Origin of the sequence: Pseudomonas sp. GM33 (assembly GCF_000282295.1) — a bacterium.
GTDB classification, from domain to species: domain Bacteria; phylum Pseudomonadota; class Gammaproteobacteria; order Pseudomonadales; family Pseudomonadaceae; genus Aquipseudomonas; species Aquipseudomonas laurylsulfatiphila.
In genome coordinates, this window is the sequence record NZ_AKJO01000011.1 from 18,145 (window position 1) to 33,267 (window position 15,123).

Genomic DNA, 15,123 nt, shown 5'->3' on the forward strand with positions numbered 1-15,123 from the left:
AGGCAAGGAGTTAATTGTCGTGGCTAAAGAAAAATTTGATCGTTCCCTACCGCACGTCAACGTTGGCACCATCGGTCACGTTGACCACGGTAAAACCACTCTGACCGCAGCTCTGACTCGCGTTTGCTCCGAAGTTTTCGGTTCTGCAATCGTTGAATTCGACAAGATCGACAGCGCGCCAGAAGAAAAAGCTCGTGGTATCACCATCAACACCGCGCACGTCGAGTACAACTCGAACATTCGTCACTACGCTCACGTTGACTGCCCAGGTCACGCTGACTACGTGAAGAACATGATCACCGGTGCTGCCCAGATGGACGGCGCGATCCTGGTTTGCTCGGCCGCTGATGGTCCGATGCCACAAACCCGTGAGCACATCCTGCTGTCCCGTCAGGTAGGCGTTCCGTACATCGTGGTTTTCCTGAACAAGGCTGACCTGGTAGACGACGCTGAGCTGCTGGAATTGGTAGAGATGGAAGTGCGCGATCTGCTGAGCACTTACGACTTCCCAGGCGACGACACTCCAATCATCATTGGTTCGGCCCGTATGGCGCTGGAAGGCAAAGATGACAACGAGATGGGCACCACTGCCGTCAAGAAACTGGTAGAAACTCTGGACACCTACATCCCAGAGCCAGAGCGTGCTATCGACAAGCCGTTCCTGATGCCAATCGAAGACGTATTCTCGATCTCCGGTCGCGGTACTGTTGTGACTGGTCGTATCGAGCGCGGTATCGTTCGCGTACAGGATCCACTGGAAATCGTTGGTCTGCGTGACACCACCGTCACCACCTGCACCGGTGTTGAAATGTTCCGTAAACTGCTCGACGAAGGTCGTGCTGGCGAGAACTGCGGCGTTCTGCTGCGTGGCACCAAGCGTGACGACGTTGAGCGTGGTCAGGTTCTGGTCAAGCCAGGTTCGGTTAAGCCGCACACCAAGTTCACCGCAGAAGTTTACGTTCTGAGCAAGGAAGAAGGCGGTCGTCACACTCCGTTCTTCAAAGGCTACCGTCCACAGTTCTACTTCCGTACTACTGACGTGACTGGTAACTGCGAGCTGCCAGAAGGCGTTGAAATGGTAATGCCAGGTGACAACATTCAGATGACTGTTACCCTGATCAAAACCATCGCGATGGAAGACGGTCTGCGTTTCGCTATCCGTGAAGGCGGTCGTACCGTCGGCGCTGGCGTCGTAGCCAAAATCATCGAGTAAGCATCTCTTTTGAGATAGCTTCGATGCTTTGAAAAGCCCCCGCTCAGCGGGGGCTTTTTTATTGGGTTGACACCTATCTGGGGCGTCTATAGAATTGCGCCTCCTTTTAACGGGCGTATTGCGCCCGGTGGGAATAGCAGCCGGAGTCTGAAATCCAATGCAAAATCAGCAAATCCGTATCAGGTTGAAGGCTTTCGACCATCGCCTGATCGACCAATCAACCCAGGAAATCGTGGAAACCGCGAAACGTACTGGTGCTCAAGTGCGTGGTCCAATTCCACTGCCTACCCGTAAAGAGCGGTTCACCGTTCTGGTCTCCCCGCACGTCAACAAAGACGCGCGTGACCAGTACGAGATCCGTACTCATAAGCGCGTTCTGGACATCGTCCAGCCAACGGATAAAACCGTTGATGCTCTTATGAAGCTTGATCTTGCGGCCGGTGTGGAAGTGCAGATCAGCCTCGGCTAAGACTCGGTCTTAGTCGTGTAACGCTCTGAAATGGGCGGCCATAGCGGGTGAAAGCCCCGTACACTCATGAGGTTTACAACATGACTATTGGTGTAGTCGGTCGTAAATGCGGTATGACCCGTATTTTCACCGAAGAAGGTGTCTCCATTCCGGTCACGGTCATTGAGATCGAGCCGAATCGCGTCACCCAGTTCAAAACTGAAGAGACCGATGGCTATCGTGCAGTGCAAGTCACTGTCGGCGAGCGTCGTGCTTCGCGTGTAACAGCAGCTCAGGCTGGCCACTTCGCTAAAGCGAACGTTGCCGCTGGTCGTACCGTAATGGAATTCCGCCTTGAAGAAGGCGAGTACCAGGCCGGCGATCTGATCAACGCTGAAATCTTCGCCGCTGGTCAACTGGTTGATGTAACCGGTCAGTCCAAGGGTAAAGGCTTCCAGGGTACGATCAAGCGTTGGAATTTCCGCGGGCAAGATAACACCCACGGTAACTCCGTATCCCACCGCGTTCCAGGCTCTATCGGCCAGTGCCAGACTCCTGGTCGTGTATTCAAGGGCAAAAAAATGTCCGGTCATATGGGCGCTGAGCGCGTGACCGTGCAGTCCCTCGAAGTAGTGCGCGTGGACGCTGAACGCAATCTGTTGTTGGTCAAGGGCGCTGTTCCTGGCGCTACTGGCGGCAACTTGGTTGTACGTCCAGCAGCCAAGGCTCGCGGTTAAGGGGAAGCTGACATGCAATTAAATGTAAATGACGCTCAAGCGATCGAAGTTTCCGAACTGACATTTGGCGGCGAATTCAACGAGACGCTGGTTCACCAAGCAGTCGTGGCCTACATGGCCGGCGGCCGTCAGGGTTCCAAGCAGCAAAAGACCCGTTCCGACGTTCGTGGTGGCGGCAAGCGCCCATGGCGTCAGAAAGGTACTGGCCGTGCTCGTGCCGGTACTATCCGTAGCCCAATCTGGCGTGGCGGCGGTACCACTTTCGCAGCTCGTCCTCAGGATCACTCCCAGAAGCTGAACAAGAAGATGTATCGCGCAGCAATGCGTTCCATCCTTGCTGAGCTGGTGCGTACTGATCGTCTGGTCGTGGTTCAGGATTTCGCCGTTGAAACGCCGAAAACCAAAGACCTGCTGGGCAAGCTGAACAACATGAGCCTGACCGACGTTCTGATCGTGTCGGACGCTGTTGATCAGAACCTGTACCTGGCTGCTCGTAACCTGCCACACGTAGATGTACGTGACGTGCAAGGTTCCGATCCAGTTAGTCTGATCGCATACGACAAGGTGTTGATCACCGTGTCGGCCGTGAAGAAATTCGAGGAGCTGCTGGGATGAACCAGGAACGCGTATTTAAAGTTCTGCTTGGCCCGCACGTTTCCGAGAAGGCTACGGTTCTGGCAGACAAGAAAGGCCAGTTCGTTTTCAAGGTTGCTACTGACGCAACCAAGCTGGAAATCAAGAAGGCCGTCGAAAGCCTGTTCAGCGTGAAAGTAGAGCGTGTAACTACCCTGAATGTTCTGGGTAAGAGCAAGCGCACTGCTCGCGGTCTGGGCAAGCGTAATGACTGGAAGAAGGCAGTTATCTCCCTTCAGCCAGGCCAAGATCTCGATTTCAGCAGCAGTGCTGAGTAAGGAAGGGGTGCATCATGGCAATCGTTAAATGCAAACCGACTTCCCCTGGCCGCCGTTTTGTGGTCAAGGTGGTCAACCAGGAGCTGCATAAAGGCGCTCCTCACGCACCGCTGCTCGAGAAGAAATCGAAGACTGGTGGTCGTAACAACAATGGCCGTATTACCACTCGTCACATCGGTGGTGGTCATAAGCAGCATTACCGTATGGTCGATTTCCGTCGCAACGACAAAGATGGCATCGTCGCCACTGTCGAGCGTATCGAATACGATCCAAACCGTACTGCTCACATCGCACTGCTCTGCTACGCAGACGGCGAGCGCCGCTACATCATCGCCCCTAAAGGCGTGAGTGCTGGCGACCAGCTGATCGCAGGCGCTCTGGCTCCAATCAAGCCAGGCAACGCTCTGCAACTGCGCAACATTCCAGTCGGTTCTACCGTACACGGCATCGAACTGAAGCCAGGTAAAGGCGCACAGATCGCTCGTTCCGCTGGTGCTTCGGCTCAGCTGATCGCTCGTGAAGGCGTGTACGTTACCCTGCGTCTGCGTTCCGGTGAAATGCGTAAAGTCCTGGCTGAATGCCGTGCGACCCTGGGCGAAGTCTCGAACTCCGAGCACAGCCTGCGTTCGCTGGGTAAAGCCGGTGCCAAACGCTGGCGTGGCGTTCGCCCAACCGTTCGTGGTGTTGCCATGAACCCGGTTGACCACCCACATGGTGGTGGTGAAGGTCGTACCTCTGGTGGTCGTCATCCGGTATCGCCATGGGGCTTCCCGACTAAGGGCGCGAAGACTCGTGGTAATAAGCGTACCGACAAAATGATCGTCCGTCGTCGCAAGTAAATAGAGGGATACGACAGTGCCACGTTCTCTGAAAAAAGGTCCTTTTATCGATCTTCACCTACTGAAGAAGATCGAAGTGGCGGCGGAAAAGAATGATCGCAAACCGGTGAAAACCTGGTCGCGTCGTTCGATGATCCTGCCACAAATGGTCGGTCTGACCATCGCAGTACACAACGGTCGTCAGCACGTCCCAGTTCTCGTGAACGAAGACATGGTCGGCCACAAACTGGGCGAGTTCGCCGGTACCCGCACTTATCGCGGGCACGTGGCAGACAAGAAAGCCAAGCGTTAAGGGGTTAGGAAATGGAAGTAGCCGCTAAGTTGTCGGGCGCTCGAATCTCCGCCCAGAAAGCCCGCTTGGTCGCCGACCAGATCCGCGGGAAGAAGGTGGGCGAAGCGCTCAACCTGTTGGCTTTCAGCAGTAAGAAAGCCGCCGAGATCATGAAGAAAGTGCTGGAGTCGGCCGTAGCCAACGCCGAGCATAACGAAGGCGCAGACGTTGATGATCTGAAGGTCAGCACCGTTTTCGTCAACGAAGGGCGTTCGCTGAAGCGCATCATGCCACGTGCCAAAGGCCGTGCTGATCGCATCGTCAAGCGGTCTTGCCATATCACTGTCAAGGTTGCTGACAAGTAACGGAGTCGAAGAGATGGGTCAGAAAGTACATCCCATTGGCATTCGCCTGGGAATCGTCAAGGAGCACACCTCCGTCTGGTACGCAGACGGTCGGACTTATGCGGACTATTTGCTCGCAGATCTGAATGTGCGTGAGTACCTCCAAGACAAACTAAAAAGCGCGTCCGTAAGCCGTATCGATATCCATCGTCCGGCCCAAACTGCACGCATCACCATCCACACCGCTCGTCCAGGTATCGTTATCGGGAAGAAAGGTGAAGATGTTGAGAAACTGCGTCAGGACCTGACCAAGCAAATGGGTGTGCCTGTGCACATCAATATCGAAGAGATCCGCAAGCCGGAGCTCGACGGTATGCTGGTTGCGCAGAGCGTAGCTCAGCAGCTGGAGCGTCGCGTAATGTTCCGTCGTGCTATGAAGCGCGCCGTACAGAACGCCATGCGCATTGGTGCCAAAGGCATCAAAATCCAAGTGAGCGGTCGTCTCGGCGGTGCTGAAATCGCACGTACTGAATGGTATCGCGAAGGTCGTGTGCCATTGCACACCCTGCGTGCCGACATCGACTATGCCAACTACGAAGCTCACACCACTTACGGTGTGATCGGTGTAAAGGTTTGGATCTTCAAAGGCGAAGTAATTGGTGGTCGCCAAGAAGAACTGAAACCACAAGCACCAGCGCCTCGTAAAAAAGCTGCTAAGTAAGGGGTACGCCAAATGTTGCAACCAAAGCGTACGAAGTTCCGCAAGCAAATGACTGGTCACAACCGTGGCCTGGCATTGCGCGGTAGCAAAGTCAGCTTCGGCGAGTTCGCGCTGAAGTCTGTTGCTCGTGGTCGTCTCACCGCTCGTCAGATCGAGTCAGCGCGTCGTGCTCTGACCCGTCACGTAAAACGTGGCGGCAAGATCTGGATCCGTGTATTCCCGGACAAGCCGATCTCCAAAAAACCTCTCGAGGTTCGTATGGGTAAAGGTAAGGGTAACGTGGAGTACTGGGTTGCCCAGATTCAGCCAGGCAAAGTCCTGTATGAAATCGAGGGTGTTTCTGAAGAGCTGGCGCGTGAGGCTTTCGCCCTGGCTGCTGCAAAGCTGCCGCTCGCCACCTCCTTTGTTAAACGGACGGTGATGTGATGAAAGCGAATGAACTTCGTGAAAAATCCGCACAGCAGCTGAACGAGCAACTGCTCGGCCTGCTGCGCGACCAGTTCAATCTGCGTATGCAGAAAGCAACTGGCCAGTTGGGGCAGTCTCATCTGCTCTCGCAAGTTAAGCGTGACATCGCTCGCGTGAAGACTGTGCTCAACCAGCAGGCAGGTAAGTAATCATGGCTGAAGCCGAAAAAACTGTCCGTACGCTGACTGGCCGTGTTGTCAGCGACAAGATGGACAAAACCATCACCGTTCTGATCGAGCGTCGCGTTAAGCACCCGATCTACGGTAAATACGTTAAGCGTTCGACTAAGCTGCACGCGCACGACGAAACCAATCAGTGCCACATCGGCGACAAAGTCACTATTCGTGAAACTCGTCCTTTGGCCAAGACCAAGTCTTGGGCGCTGGTTGATGTTCTCGAACGCGCTGTGGAAGTCTAAGGACTAGGGGTCGGAGAAATTATATGATTCAGACTCAATCCATGCTCGATGTGGCCGATAACAGCGGCGCTCGCCGCGTTATGTGCATCAAGGTGCTGGGTGGCTCCCATCGTCGTTACGCTGGTATCGGTGACATCATCAAAGTTACCGTCAAGGAAGCAATTCCTCGCGGTAAAGTGAAAAAAGGCCAAGTGATGACTGCCGTTGTAGTCCGCACTCGTCACGGCGTACGTCGTGCTGATGGCTCCATTATCCGCTTTGATGGCAACGCTGCTGTTCTGTTGAACAACAAGCAAGAGCCGATCGGCACCCGTATCTTTGGGCCAGTGACCCGTGAACTTCGTACTGAGAAGTTCATGAAGATCGTCTCGCTCGCCCCAGAAGTGCTGTAAGGAGATCCGACATGCAAAAGATTCGTCGTGACGACGAGATCATCGTGATCGCCGGCAAAGACAAAGGTAAGCGCGGTAAGGTGCTGAAGGTTCTTGCTGACAACCGTCTGGTTGTTGGTGGTCTGAACCTGGTCAAGCGTCATACCAAGCCTAACCCGATGTCGGGCGTACAGGGCGGTATCGTCGAGAAAGAAGCGCCACTGCACGCTTCCAACGTCGCCATCTTCAACGGCGAAACCAACAAGGCTGACCGCGTTGGTTTCAAAGTAGAAGACGGTAAGAAAATTCGTGTCTTCAAGTCGACCCAAAAAGCGGTTGATGCTTGAACACTGCTAGGTAGAAGACCATGGCACGACTAAAAGAGATTTACCGGAAGGAAATCGCTCCGAAACTTAAGGAAGAACTTAAGCTTTCGAACGTGATGGAAGTTCCGCGCGTTACCAAAATCACCCTGAACATGGGTCTGGGCGAAGCGATCGGCGACAAAAAAGTCATCGAGCACGCTGTTGCTGACCTGGAAAAGATCACCGGCCAGAAAGTCGTTGTGACCTACGCTCGCAAATCCATCGCAGGCTTTAAAGTCCGTGAAGGTTGGCCGATCGGCGTCAAAGTGACCCTGCGCCGTGAGCGTATGTACGAGTTCCTGGATCGTCTGCTGTCGATCTCCCTGCCTCGGGTTCGCGACTTCCGCGGCCTGAATGCCAAGTCCTTCGATGGTCGTGGTAACTACAGCATGGGCGTGAAAGAGCAGATCATCTTCCCGGAAATCGACTACGACAAGATCGATGCTCTCCGCGGTCTGGACATCACCCTGACCACCACTGCCAAGAACGATGATGAAGGCCGCGCTCTGCTGCGTGCGTTCAAATTCCCGTTCCGCAACTGATTGGAGTAGGACCATGGCCAAGATGAGCATGAAAAACCGCGAGCTGAAGCGTCAGCTCACGGTTGCCAAGTACGCCAAGAAGCGTGCAGCACTGAAAGCTATCATCGTTGATCTGAACGCAAGTCCAGAAGCGCGTTGGGAAGCTACAGTAGCCCTGCAGAAGCAGCCACGTGACGCAAGCGCTTCGCGCATGCGTAACCGCTGCCGCCTGACCGGTCGTCCACACGGCGTTTACCGCAAGTTCGGCCTCGGCCGTAACAAGCTGCGTGAAGCTGCCATGCGTGGTGACGTACCGGGTCTGGTTAAAGCCAGCTGGTAAGTACTGTCAAAGTCTCGGTGTCCAGGATCGCAAGATCCTGACCACCGGTGGCCTTGAATCTGGATCAAGCCCCTTTTGGGGCTTGATTCATTTCTGGGGTGTGTCTAGAATACCCGGCTCGCCTGAGCCCGTGTTTTTCATGCCCGGAGATTCTCGGCGACACGTAATAGCCGCAAGGCTAATTTTTTTGTATTAGGAGCGTCTAGCCCATGAGTATGCAGGACCCGTTAGCGGACATGCTAACTCGTATCCGTAATGCCCAGATGGCTGAAAAGTCCGTCGTAAGCATGCCATCTTCCACGTTGAAGGTAGCTGTTGCCAAAGTCCTGAAGGACGAAGGTTACATTGCGGGTTATCAGATCAGCAGCGAAATCAAACCACTGCTGTCCATCGAGCTGAAGTACTTCGAAGGCCGTCCGGTTATCGAAGAAGTGAAGCGCGTTAGCCGTCCAGGCCTGCGTCAGTACAAGTCCGTCGATGATCTGCCAAAAGTTCGTGGCGGTCTCGGTGTGTCTATCGTCTCCACCAACAAGGGTGTGATGACTGATCGTGCTGCGCGCGCTGCCGGTGTCGGCGGCGAAGTTCTTTGCACTGTGTTCTAAGGGGGGATAAGCATGTCTCGCGTCGCTAAGAACCCCGTTAAGCTGCCAGCCGGTGTCGAAGTAAAATTCGCAGGCCAACAGCTTTCGGTGAAGGGTGCCAAGGGCACTCTCGAACTGAACATCCATTCGTCCGTTGAGATCGTTGAAGAAGCTGGTGAGCTGCGTTTCGCTGCTCGCAATGGCGATCAACAGACTCGCGCAATGGCTGGTACCACTCGTGCGTTGGTAAACAACATGGTCCAAGGCGTAAGCCAAGGCTTCGAGCGCAAGCTCCAGCTGGTCGGTGTTGGTTACAAAGCGCAAGCAAAAGGCACAGTGCTGAACCTGGCTCTTGGCTTCTCGCACCCAGTGGATTACGAACTGCCGGAAGGCATCACCGCTGAGACTCCTAGCCAGACCGATATCCTGATCAAGGGCATCGACAAGCAGCTGGTAGGTCAAGTGGCCGCCGAGATCCGCGACTTCCGTCCACCAGAGCCGTACAAAGGCAAAGGTGTGCGCTACGCGGACGAAGTCGTCCGTCGTAAAGAAGCCAAGAAGAAGTAGGGCATAGCAAATGACCGACAAAAAAGTTACTCGACTGCGTCGCGCTCGCAAAGCACGCCTGAAAATGCACGAACTCGAAGTCGTGCGTCTCTGCGTGTTCCGCTCTTCGCAGCACATCTACGCCCAGGTCATTTCGGCCGACGGCAACAAAGTCCTGGCAAGCGCCTCGACTTTGGATAAAGAACTGCGTGATGGTGCCACCGGCAACATCGACGCGGCCACTAAGGTTGGCCAGCTGGTCGCTACGCGTGCTAAGGCCGCTGGCGTCTCGCAGGTGGCTTTCGACCGCTCTGGCTTCAAGTACCACGGCCGCGTTAAAGCGCTGGCTGATGCTGCTCGTGAAGCTGGGCTGGAGTTCTAAGTTATGTCAAATAACGACCAAAAGCGCGACGAAGGCTACATCGAGAAGCTGGTTCAAGTTAACCGCGTAGCCAAAACCGTTAAAGGCGGCCGTATCTTCACTTTCACCGCGTTGACCGTGGTTGGTGATGGTAAGGGCCGTGTTGGCTTCGGCCGTGGCAAGTCGCGTGAAGTGCCTGCTGCGATCCAGAAGGCAATGGAAGCTGCTCGCCGCAACATGATCCAGGTTGATCTGAACGGCACCACCCTGCAGTACGCCATGAAGTCCGCTCACGGCGCTTCGAAGGTGTACATGCAGCCTGCTTCTGAAGGTACCGGTATCATCGCTGGCGGCGCTATGCGTGCTGTCCTCGAAGTTGCTGGCGTTCAGAACGTTCTGGCCAAGTGCTACGGCTCGACTAACCCGGTAAACGTGGTTCACGCCACTTTCAAGGGTTTGAAAGCAATGCAGTCTCCTGAATCCATTGCCGCCAAGCGTGGCAAAAGCGTCAAGGAGATCTTCTGATCATGGCTACCGTTAAAGTTACGCTGATCAAAAGCATGACCGGCCGCATCCCTAACCACAAACTGTGCGTTAAGGGTCTGGGTCTGCGTCGCATCGGTCACACTGTAGAAGTCCAGGATACTCCCGAGAATCGCGGGATGATCAACAAGGCTTACTACATGCTGCGTGTCGAGGGTTAATCGATGAAACTCAATGATCTGAGTCCAGCGCCGGGTTCCCGTCGCGAAAAGCATCGTCCGGGCCGTGGTATCGGTAGCGGTTTGGGTAAGACTGGTGGCCGTGGTCACAAAGGTCAGACCTCTCGCTCCGGTGGCACCATTGCTCCAGGCTTTGAAGGCGGTCAACAGCCGCTGCATCGTCGCCTGCCGAAGTTCGGTTTCGTTTCCCTGAAAGCCATGGATCGCGCAGAAGTGCGTCTGTCCGAGCTGGCCAAAGTGGAAGGCGACATCGTCACCGTGCAGTCCCTGAAAGATGCCAACGTGATCAACGTCAACGTACAGCGTGTGAAAATCATGCTGTCCGGTGAAGTGACTCGCGCTGTCACTATCGGCAAGGGAATCGGCGCCACCAAAGGTGCGCGTGCGGCTATCGAAGCAGCTGGCGGCAAGTTCGAGGAATAAATGGCTAAGCAAGGTGCTCTCTCTGCGCTCGGCAAAGGCGGTATGTCTGAACTCTGGGCTCGTCTGCGTTTTCTGTTCCTGGCGATTATCGTCTACCGAATAGGCGCACACATCCCGGTTCCAGGTATCAACCCGGACCGACTCGCGGACCTGTTTCGACAGAATGAGGGGACCATTCTTAGCTTGTTCAACATGTTTTCCGGCGGCGCGCTGGAGCGGATGAGCATCTTTGCACTGGGGATCATGCCGTACATCTCGGCATCGATCATCATGCAACTGATGACCGCCGTCAGCCCGCAGCTGGAGCAGTTGAAGAAGGAAGGTGAAGCTGGCCGTCGCAAGATCAGCCAGTACACCCGCTACGGCACTGTCGTCCTCGCTCTCGTCCAGGCCATTGGCATGTCCATTGGCCTGGCGGGGCAGGGCGTTGCGTTCACTGGTGACTTTGGCTTCCATTTCGTCGCGGTATCCACGTTTGTGGCTGGTGCGATGTTCATGATGTGGCTGGGTGAGCAGATTACTGAGCGTGGTGTTGGCAACGGTATCTCGATGTTGATTTTTTCGGGTATCGTCGCCGGTCTTCCGAGAGCGATCGGGCAGTCTTTCGAGTCTGCACGTCAGGGTGATATCAACATCTTCGCCCTGGTTGCCATCGGTTTGCTGGCAGTAGCGATTATCGGTTTCGTGGTGTTCATTGAGCGTGGTCAGCGTCGTATTGCTGTTCACTACGCCAAGCGTCAGCAGGGCCGCAAGGTCTTCGCTGCGCAGACCAGCCACTTGCCGCTGAAGGTGAACATGGCCGGTGTTATTCCGGCTATTTTCGCGAGCAGCATTTTGCTGTTCCCGGCTTCGTTGGGTGCCTGGTTCGGTCAGTCTGAAGGTATGGGCTGGTTGCAGGACATCTCGCAGTCGATCGCTCCTGGTCAGCCGTTGAATATTCTGCTGTTTAGTGCAGGGATTATTTTCTTCTGCTTCTTCTATACGGCGTTGATGTTCAATCCGAAAGACGTAGCGGAAAACCTGAAGAAGTCCGGTGCCTTTATTCCGGGCATCCGTCCAGGTGAGCAGTCTGCGCGCTACATTGACGGCGTTCTGACTCGCTTGACCATGTTCGGTGCTCTTTACATGACGGCCGTCTGCCTGTTGCCCCAGTTCCTGGTGGTTGCAGCCAACGTACCGTTCTACCTTGGCGGGACCTCGTTGCTGATCGTCGTCGTGGTTGTGATGGACTTCATGTCCCAAGTACAATCGCACCTCGTTTCGCACCAGTACGAATCCCTGATGAAGAAAGCCAACCTGAAGGGTTACGGCAGCGGCATGCTGCGCTGACCCATAAGGTTCGAGGAGTTGGTGATGAAAGTTCGTGCATCGGTGAAAAAGCTGTGCCGTAACTGCAAGATTATTCGCCGCGAAGGTGTTGTTCGAGTAATTTGCAGCGCGGAACCGCGTCACAAACAGCGCCAAGGCTGAGTGTGATTGTGCTTCAAGCCCGGCAGCTAGTGCGCTGCCGGGTTGATTATTTGTTATTACAGCGATATTATCTCGCGCCCTATTTCTTGGCTTCCGGGGCGTAGGTAGCTGTCAATTGGAGTCCCACTGAATGGCCCGTATTGCAGGCGTTAACATTCCAGATAACAAGCATACTGTTATCTCGCTGACCTACATCTATGGTGTTGGTCGCACTACTGCACAGAAAATTTGTGCAGAGACTGGGGTAAACCCAGCAGCAAAGATCAAAGATCTGAGCGACGAGCAGATTGAACAGCTGCGTGGCGAAGTGGCGAAGTTCACCACTGAAGGTGACCTGCGTCGCGAAATCAACATGAAAATCAAGCGCTTGATGGACCTCGGTTGCTATCGCGGTCTGCGTCATCGTCGCGGTCTTCCAGTGCGCGGTCAGCGTACCAAGACCAACGCGCGTACCCGTAAAGGTCCGCGTAAGCCGATCCGCAAGTAATCGCCCCAGCGAATCGACAGGAATTTAATCATGGCAAAACCTGCTGCTCGTCCTCGTAAAAAAGTTAAAAAGACAGTGGTTGATGGCATCGCCCACATCCATGCATCTTTTAACAACACCATCGTGACCATCACCGACCGTCAAGGTAACGCTCTTTCCTGGGCTACCTCCGGTGGTTCGGGTTTCCGCGGTTCCCGCAAGTCCACCCCGTTTGCTGCTCAGGTAGCTGCTGAACGTGCTGGTCAAGCTGCGCTGGAATACGGCCTGAAAAACCTCGACGTCAACGTCAAAGGTCCAGGTCCAGGTCGTGAATCCGCAGTCCGCGCTTTGAACGGCTGTGGCTACAAGATCGCCAGCATCACCGACGTGACGCCAATCCCGCACAACGGGTGCCGTCCGCCGAAGAAGCGCCGCGTGTAATCCAGGAGATTGTAAAGAATGGCTCGTTACATTGGTCCAAAATGCAAACTCGCTCGTCGCGAAGGCACCGATCTCTTCCTGAAGAGCGGCGTGCGCGCGATCGAATCGAAGTGCAACATTGAAGCAGCACCTGGTATCCACGGCCAACGCCGCGGTCGCCAGTCCGACTACGGCACCCAACTGCGTGAAAAGCAGAAGGTCCGTCGTATCTACGGCGTTCTCGAGCGTCAATTCAGCGGCTACTACAAAGAAGCTGCTGGCAAGAAAGGTGCAACCGGTGAGAACCTGCTGCAACTGCTCGAATGCCGTCTGGACAACGTTGTATACCGTATGGGCTTTGGTTCGACTCGTGCCGAATCCCGTCAGCTGGTATCGCACAAGTCGATCAGCGTAAACGGTCAGACCGTTAACGTTCCGTCCTACCAGGTTCGTGCTGGTGACGTGGTTGCTGTTCGCGAGAAAGCAAAAAATCAACTTCGCATTGTCCAAGCTCTCGATCTGTGTGCCCAACGTGGCCGCGTAGAATGGGTAGAAGTAGACACTGAGAAGAAGTCGGGCGTTTTCAAGAACGTTCCAGCTCGCAGTGATCTGTCCGCCGACATCAACGAAAGCCTGATTGTCGAGCTCTACTCCAAGTAAGGGCTAGAAAATAGGTGCATCCATGCAGATTTCGGTAAATGAGTTCCTGACACCCCGCCACATTGATGTGCAGGTTGTCAGTCCAACCCGCGCCAAGATCACTCTCGAGCCTCTCGAGCGTGGTTTCGGCCATACCCTGGGCAACGCGCTGCGCCGCATCCTGTTGTCCTCAATGCCCGGCTGTGCAGTAGTCGAGGCCGAGATTGACGGTGTGCTCCACGAGTACAGCGCCATCGAAGGTGTACAGGAAGACGTCATTGAAATCCTGTTGAACCTTAAAGGTCTGGCTATCAAGCTGCACGGTCGTGACGAAGTTACGCTGACCTTGTCGAAGAAGGGTTCGGGGGTGGTTACCGCTGCCGATATTCAGCTGGATCATGATGTCGAGATCGTTAATCCCGATCACGTAATCGCTAACCTGGCGTCTAACGGCGCCCTGAACATGAAGCTCGTAGTAGCTCGTGGTCGTGGTTATGAACCGGCAGACTCGCGTCAGAGCGATGAAGACGAAAGCCGCAGCATCGGTCGCTTGCAGCTTGACTCTTCGTTCAGCCCGGTTCGCCGTATCGCATACGTGGTGGAAAACGCCCGTGTCGAGCAGCGTACTAACCTGGACAAGCTGGTTATTGATCTGGAAACCAACGGTACTCTGGATCCTGAAGAGGCTATTCGCCGCGCTGCAACCATCCTGCAACAGCAGTTGGCTGCGTTCGTCGACCTCAAGGGTGACAGTGAGCCAGTGGTTGTCGAGCAGGAAGACGAGATCGATCCGATCCTGCTTCGCCCGGTTGACGATCTGGAACTGACTGTACGTTCGGCTAACTGCCTTAAGGCGGAAAACATTTACTACATCGGTGACCTGATTCAGCGTACCGAAGTGGAACTGTTGAAGACTCCGAACCTGGGCAAGAAATCCTTGACTGAAATCAAGGACGTTCTGGCCTCCCGCGGTCTGTCCCTCGGCATGCGCCTCGACAACTGGCCGCCTGCAAGTCTTAAGAAGGACGACAAGGCGACTGCCTGATCGTCGTAATCACCGAACGTAGTGTTTGGTAAGGAATGAACCATGCGTCATCGTAAAAGTGGTCGTCACCTGAGCCGCACCAGCTCGCACCGCAAGGCCATGTTCCAAAACATGGCGGTGTCGCTGTTCGAGCACGAGCTGATCAAAACTACTCTGCCAAAAGCCAAAGAACTGCGCCGCGTTGCCGAGCCGCTGATCACTCTGGCCAAGACAGACAGCGTTGCTAACCGTCGTCTGGCTTTCGACCGTACTCGTTCGAAAGCTATCGTTGGTAAGCTCTTCAACGACCTGGGCAAGCGTTACGCTACCCGTGAGGGTGGCTACCTGCGCATCCTCAAGTGCGGTTTCCGCGCTGGCGACAACGCGCCTATGGCGTACGTCGAGTTGGTTGATCGTGCTACTGCTGGCGAAGCTGTATCCGCCGAGTAAGACGTCAGTCTGAAACAAAGAACCGGGCCTAGTCAGGCTGTGTGAAAACACGCT

29 protein-coding genes are annotated in these 15,123 nt (G+C 54.9%); all 29 read left to right on the top strand.

The features are described 5' to 3' along the window. The first annotated feature begins 19 nt into the window (after positions 1-19). Positions 20-1,213, top strand: a complete 1,194-nt coding sequence (gene tuf / locus PMI26_RS26975) for an elongation factor Tu (RefSeq protein ID WP_007970421.1) — start codon at positions 20-22, stop codon at positions 1,211-1,213. A 157-nt stretch (positions 1,214-1,370) separates the two neighbouring features. Next, positions 1,371-1,682, top strand: coding sequence for a 30S ribosomal protein S10 (rpsJ, locus tag PMI26_RS26970; protein ID WP_003186070.1), 312 nt, complete (start codon positions 1,371-1,373; stop codon positions 1,680-1,682). A gap of 80 nt (positions 1,683-1,762) precedes the next feature. Further along, the gene (gene rplC, locus PMI26_RS26965) at positions 1,763-2,398 is read left to right on the top strand and encodes a 50S ribosomal protein L3 (RefSeq protein ID WP_003186059.1); all 636 of its coding nucleotides are present in this window, start codon (positions 1,763-1,765) and stop codon (positions 2,396-2,398) included. A gap of 12 nt (positions 2,399-2,410) precedes the next feature. Further along, positions 2,411-3,013 carry a 50S ribosomal protein L4 gene (gene rplD / locus PMI26_RS26960; RefSeq protein WP_003228735.1) on the top strand — a complete coding sequence of 201 codons (603 nt, stop codon included), beginning with the start codon at positions 2,411-2,413 and terminating at the stop codon, positions 3,011-3,013. Next, positions 3,010-3,309: a 50S ribosomal protein L23 gene (rplW, locus tag PMI26_RS26955; RefSeq protein WP_002555488.1), complete on the top strand. Its 300-nt coding sequence runs from the start codon at positions 3,010-3,012 to the stop codon at positions 3,307-3,309. Before rplD ends, rplW begins: the two co-directional genes overlap by 4 nt. A gap of 14 nt (positions 3,310-3,323) precedes the next feature. Further along, positions 3,324-4,148: a 50S ribosomal protein L2 gene (rplB, locus tag PMI26_RS26950; protein WP_003228734.1), complete on the top strand. Its 825-nt coding sequence runs from the start codon at positions 3,324-3,326 to the stop codon at positions 4,146-4,148. A 16-nt stretch (positions 4,149-4,164) separates the two neighbouring features. Next, positions 4,165-4,440, top strand: a complete 276-nt coding sequence (gene rpsS / locus PMI26_RS26945; RefSeq protein ID WP_002555486.1) for a 30S ribosomal protein S19 — start codon at positions 4,165-4,167, stop codon at positions 4,438-4,440. An 11-nt stretch (positions 4,441-4,451) separates the two neighbouring features. Then, positions 4,452-4,784, top strand: coding sequence for a 50S ribosomal protein L22 (gene rplV / locus PMI26_RS26940; protein ID WP_003103908.1), 333 nt, complete (start codon positions 4,452-4,454; stop codon positions 4,782-4,784). Positions 4,785-4,797: 13 nt separating this feature from the next. Further along, positions 4,798-5,484, top strand: a complete 687-nt coding sequence (gene rpsC, locus PMI26_RS26935) for a 30S ribosomal protein S3 (protein WP_007970424.1) — start codon at positions 4,798-4,800, stop codon at positions 5,482-5,484. Positions 5,485-5,496: 12 nt separating this feature from the next. Further along, positions 5,497-5,910 carry a 50S ribosomal protein L16 gene (gene rplP, locus PMI26_RS26930; RefSeq protein WP_003228729.1) on the top strand — a complete coding sequence of 138 codons (414 nt, stop codon included), beginning with the start codon at positions 5,497-5,499 and terminating at the stop codon, positions 5,908-5,910. Next, a complete protein-coding gene (rpmC, locus tag PMI26_RS26925; RefSeq protein WP_002555481.1) occupies positions 5,910-6,101 on the top strand; it encodes a 50S ribosomal protein L29 in 192 nt (63 codons plus the stop codon). The genes rplP and rpmC overlap by 1 nt, the downstream gene beginning before the upstream one ends. A 2-nt stretch (positions 6,102-6,103) precedes the next feature. Beyond that, entirely contained in the window at positions 6,104-6,370 is a 267-nt protein-coding gene (gene rpsQ, locus PMI26_RS26920; protein ID WP_003176419.1) for a 30S ribosomal protein S17, read from the top strand. A 23-nt stretch (positions 6,371-6,393) separates the two neighbouring features. Beyond that, positions 6,394-6,762, top strand: coding sequence for a 50S ribosomal protein L14 (rplN, locus tag PMI26_RS26915; RefSeq protein ID WP_002555479.1), 369 nt, complete (start codon positions 6,394-6,396; stop codon positions 6,760-6,762). Positions 6,763-6,773: 11 nt separating this feature from the next. Beyond that, positions 6,774-7,088: a 50S ribosomal protein L24 gene (gene rplX, locus PMI26_RS26910; RefSeq protein WP_003186046.1), complete on the top strand. Its 315-nt coding sequence runs from the start codon at positions 6,774-6,776 to the stop codon at positions 7,086-7,088. A 20-nt stretch (positions 7,089-7,108) separates the two neighbouring features. Beyond that, a complete protein-coding gene (gene rplE, locus PMI26_RS26905; protein WP_003210069.1) occupies positions 7,109-7,648 on the top strand; it encodes a 50S ribosomal protein L5 in 540 nt (179 codons plus the stop codon). A 13-nt stretch (positions 7,649-7,661) separates the two neighbouring features. Next, positions 7,662-7,967, top strand: a complete 306-nt coding sequence (rpsN, locus tag PMI26_RS26900; RefSeq protein WP_003176414.1) for a 30S ribosomal protein S14 — start codon at positions 7,662-7,664, stop codon at positions 7,965-7,967. 209 nt (positions 7,968-8,176) lie between these two features. Continuing rightward, positions 8,177-8,569 carry a 30S ribosomal protein S8 gene (gene rpsH, locus PMI26_RS26895; RefSeq protein ID WP_003186040.1) on the top strand — a complete coding sequence of 131 codons (393 nt, stop codon included), beginning with the start codon at positions 8,177-8,179 and terminating at the stop codon, positions 8,567-8,569. 12 nt (positions 8,570-8,581) lie between these two features. Continuing rightward, complete coding sequence (gene rplF, locus PMI26_RS26890) at positions 8,582-9,115, top strand: 50S ribosomal protein L6 (RefSeq protein ID WP_003176412.1); 534 nt, start codon at positions 8,582-8,584, stop codon at positions 9,113-9,115. Between the two features lie 10 nt (positions 9,116-9,125). Beyond that, positions 9,126-9,476 (top strand): 50S ribosomal protein L18, encoded by a 351-nt coding sequence (rplR, locus tag PMI26_RS26885; RefSeq protein ID WP_003186037.1) that lies wholly within the window; start codon positions 9,126-9,128, stop codon positions 9,474-9,476. 3 nt (positions 9,477-9,479) lie between these two features. Then, positions 9,480-9,980: a 30S ribosomal protein S5 gene (gene rpsE / locus PMI26_RS26880; protein WP_003186035.1), complete on the top strand. Its 501-nt coding sequence runs from the start codon at positions 9,480-9,482 to the stop codon at positions 9,978-9,980. Between the two features lie 2 nt (positions 9,981-9,982). Beyond that, complete coding sequence (rpmD, locus tag PMI26_RS26875) at positions 9,983-10,159, top strand: 50S ribosomal protein L30 (RefSeq protein WP_003176408.1); 177 nt, start codon at positions 9,983-9,985, stop codon at positions 10,157-10,159. 3 nt (positions 10,160-10,162) lie between these two features. Then, positions 10,163-10,600 carry a 50S ribosomal protein L15 gene (gene rplO, locus PMI26_RS26870; protein ID WP_003228720.1) on the top strand — a complete coding sequence of 146 codons (438 nt, stop codon included), beginning with the start codon at positions 10,163-10,165 and terminating at the stop codon, positions 10,598-10,600. Further along, positions 10,601-11,929, top strand: coding sequence for a preprotein translocase subunit SecY (secY, locus tag PMI26_RS26865; RefSeq protein WP_003228718.1), 1,329 nt, complete (start codon positions 10,601-10,603; stop codon positions 11,927-11,929). A gap of 24 nt (positions 11,930-11,953) precedes the next feature. After that, positions 11,954-12,070, top strand: a complete 117-nt coding sequence (gene rpmJ, locus PMI26_RS30260; RefSeq protein ID WP_002555468.1) for a 50S ribosomal protein L36 — start codon at positions 11,954-11,956, stop codon at positions 12,068-12,070. Positions 12,071-12,200: 130 nt separating this feature from the next. Further along, positions 12,201-12,557, top strand: a complete 357-nt coding sequence (rpsM, locus tag PMI26_RS0129300) for a 30S ribosomal protein S13 (RefSeq protein ID WP_009045849.1) — start codon at positions 12,201-12,203, stop codon at positions 12,555-12,557. A gap of 30 nt (positions 12,558-12,587) precedes the next feature. Further along, entirely contained in the window at positions 12,588-12,977 is a 390-nt protein-coding gene (gene rpsK, locus PMI26_RS26860; RefSeq protein ID WP_002555466.1) for a 30S ribosomal protein S11, read from the top strand. Between the two features lie 18 nt (positions 12,978-12,995). Next, positions 12,996-13,616, top strand: a complete 621-nt coding sequence (gene rpsD / locus PMI26_RS26855) for a 30S ribosomal protein S4 (protein ID WP_003176404.1) — start codon at positions 12,996-12,998, stop codon at positions 13,614-13,616. A 22-nt stretch (positions 13,617-13,638) separates the two neighbouring features. Beyond that, positions 13,639-14,640: a DNA-directed RNA polymerase subunit alpha gene (locus PMI26_RS26850; protein ID WP_007970428.1), complete on the top strand. Its 1,002-nt coding sequence runs from the start codon at positions 13,639-13,641 to the stop codon at positions 14,638-14,640. A 42-nt stretch (positions 14,641-14,682) separates the two neighbouring features. Continuing rightward, a complete protein-coding gene (rplQ, locus tag PMI26_RS26845) occupies positions 14,683-15,069 on the top strand; it encodes a 50S ribosomal protein L17 (RefSeq protein ID WP_007970429.1) in 387 nt (128 codons plus the stop codon). Positions 15,070-15,123 lie beyond the last annotated feature (54 nt).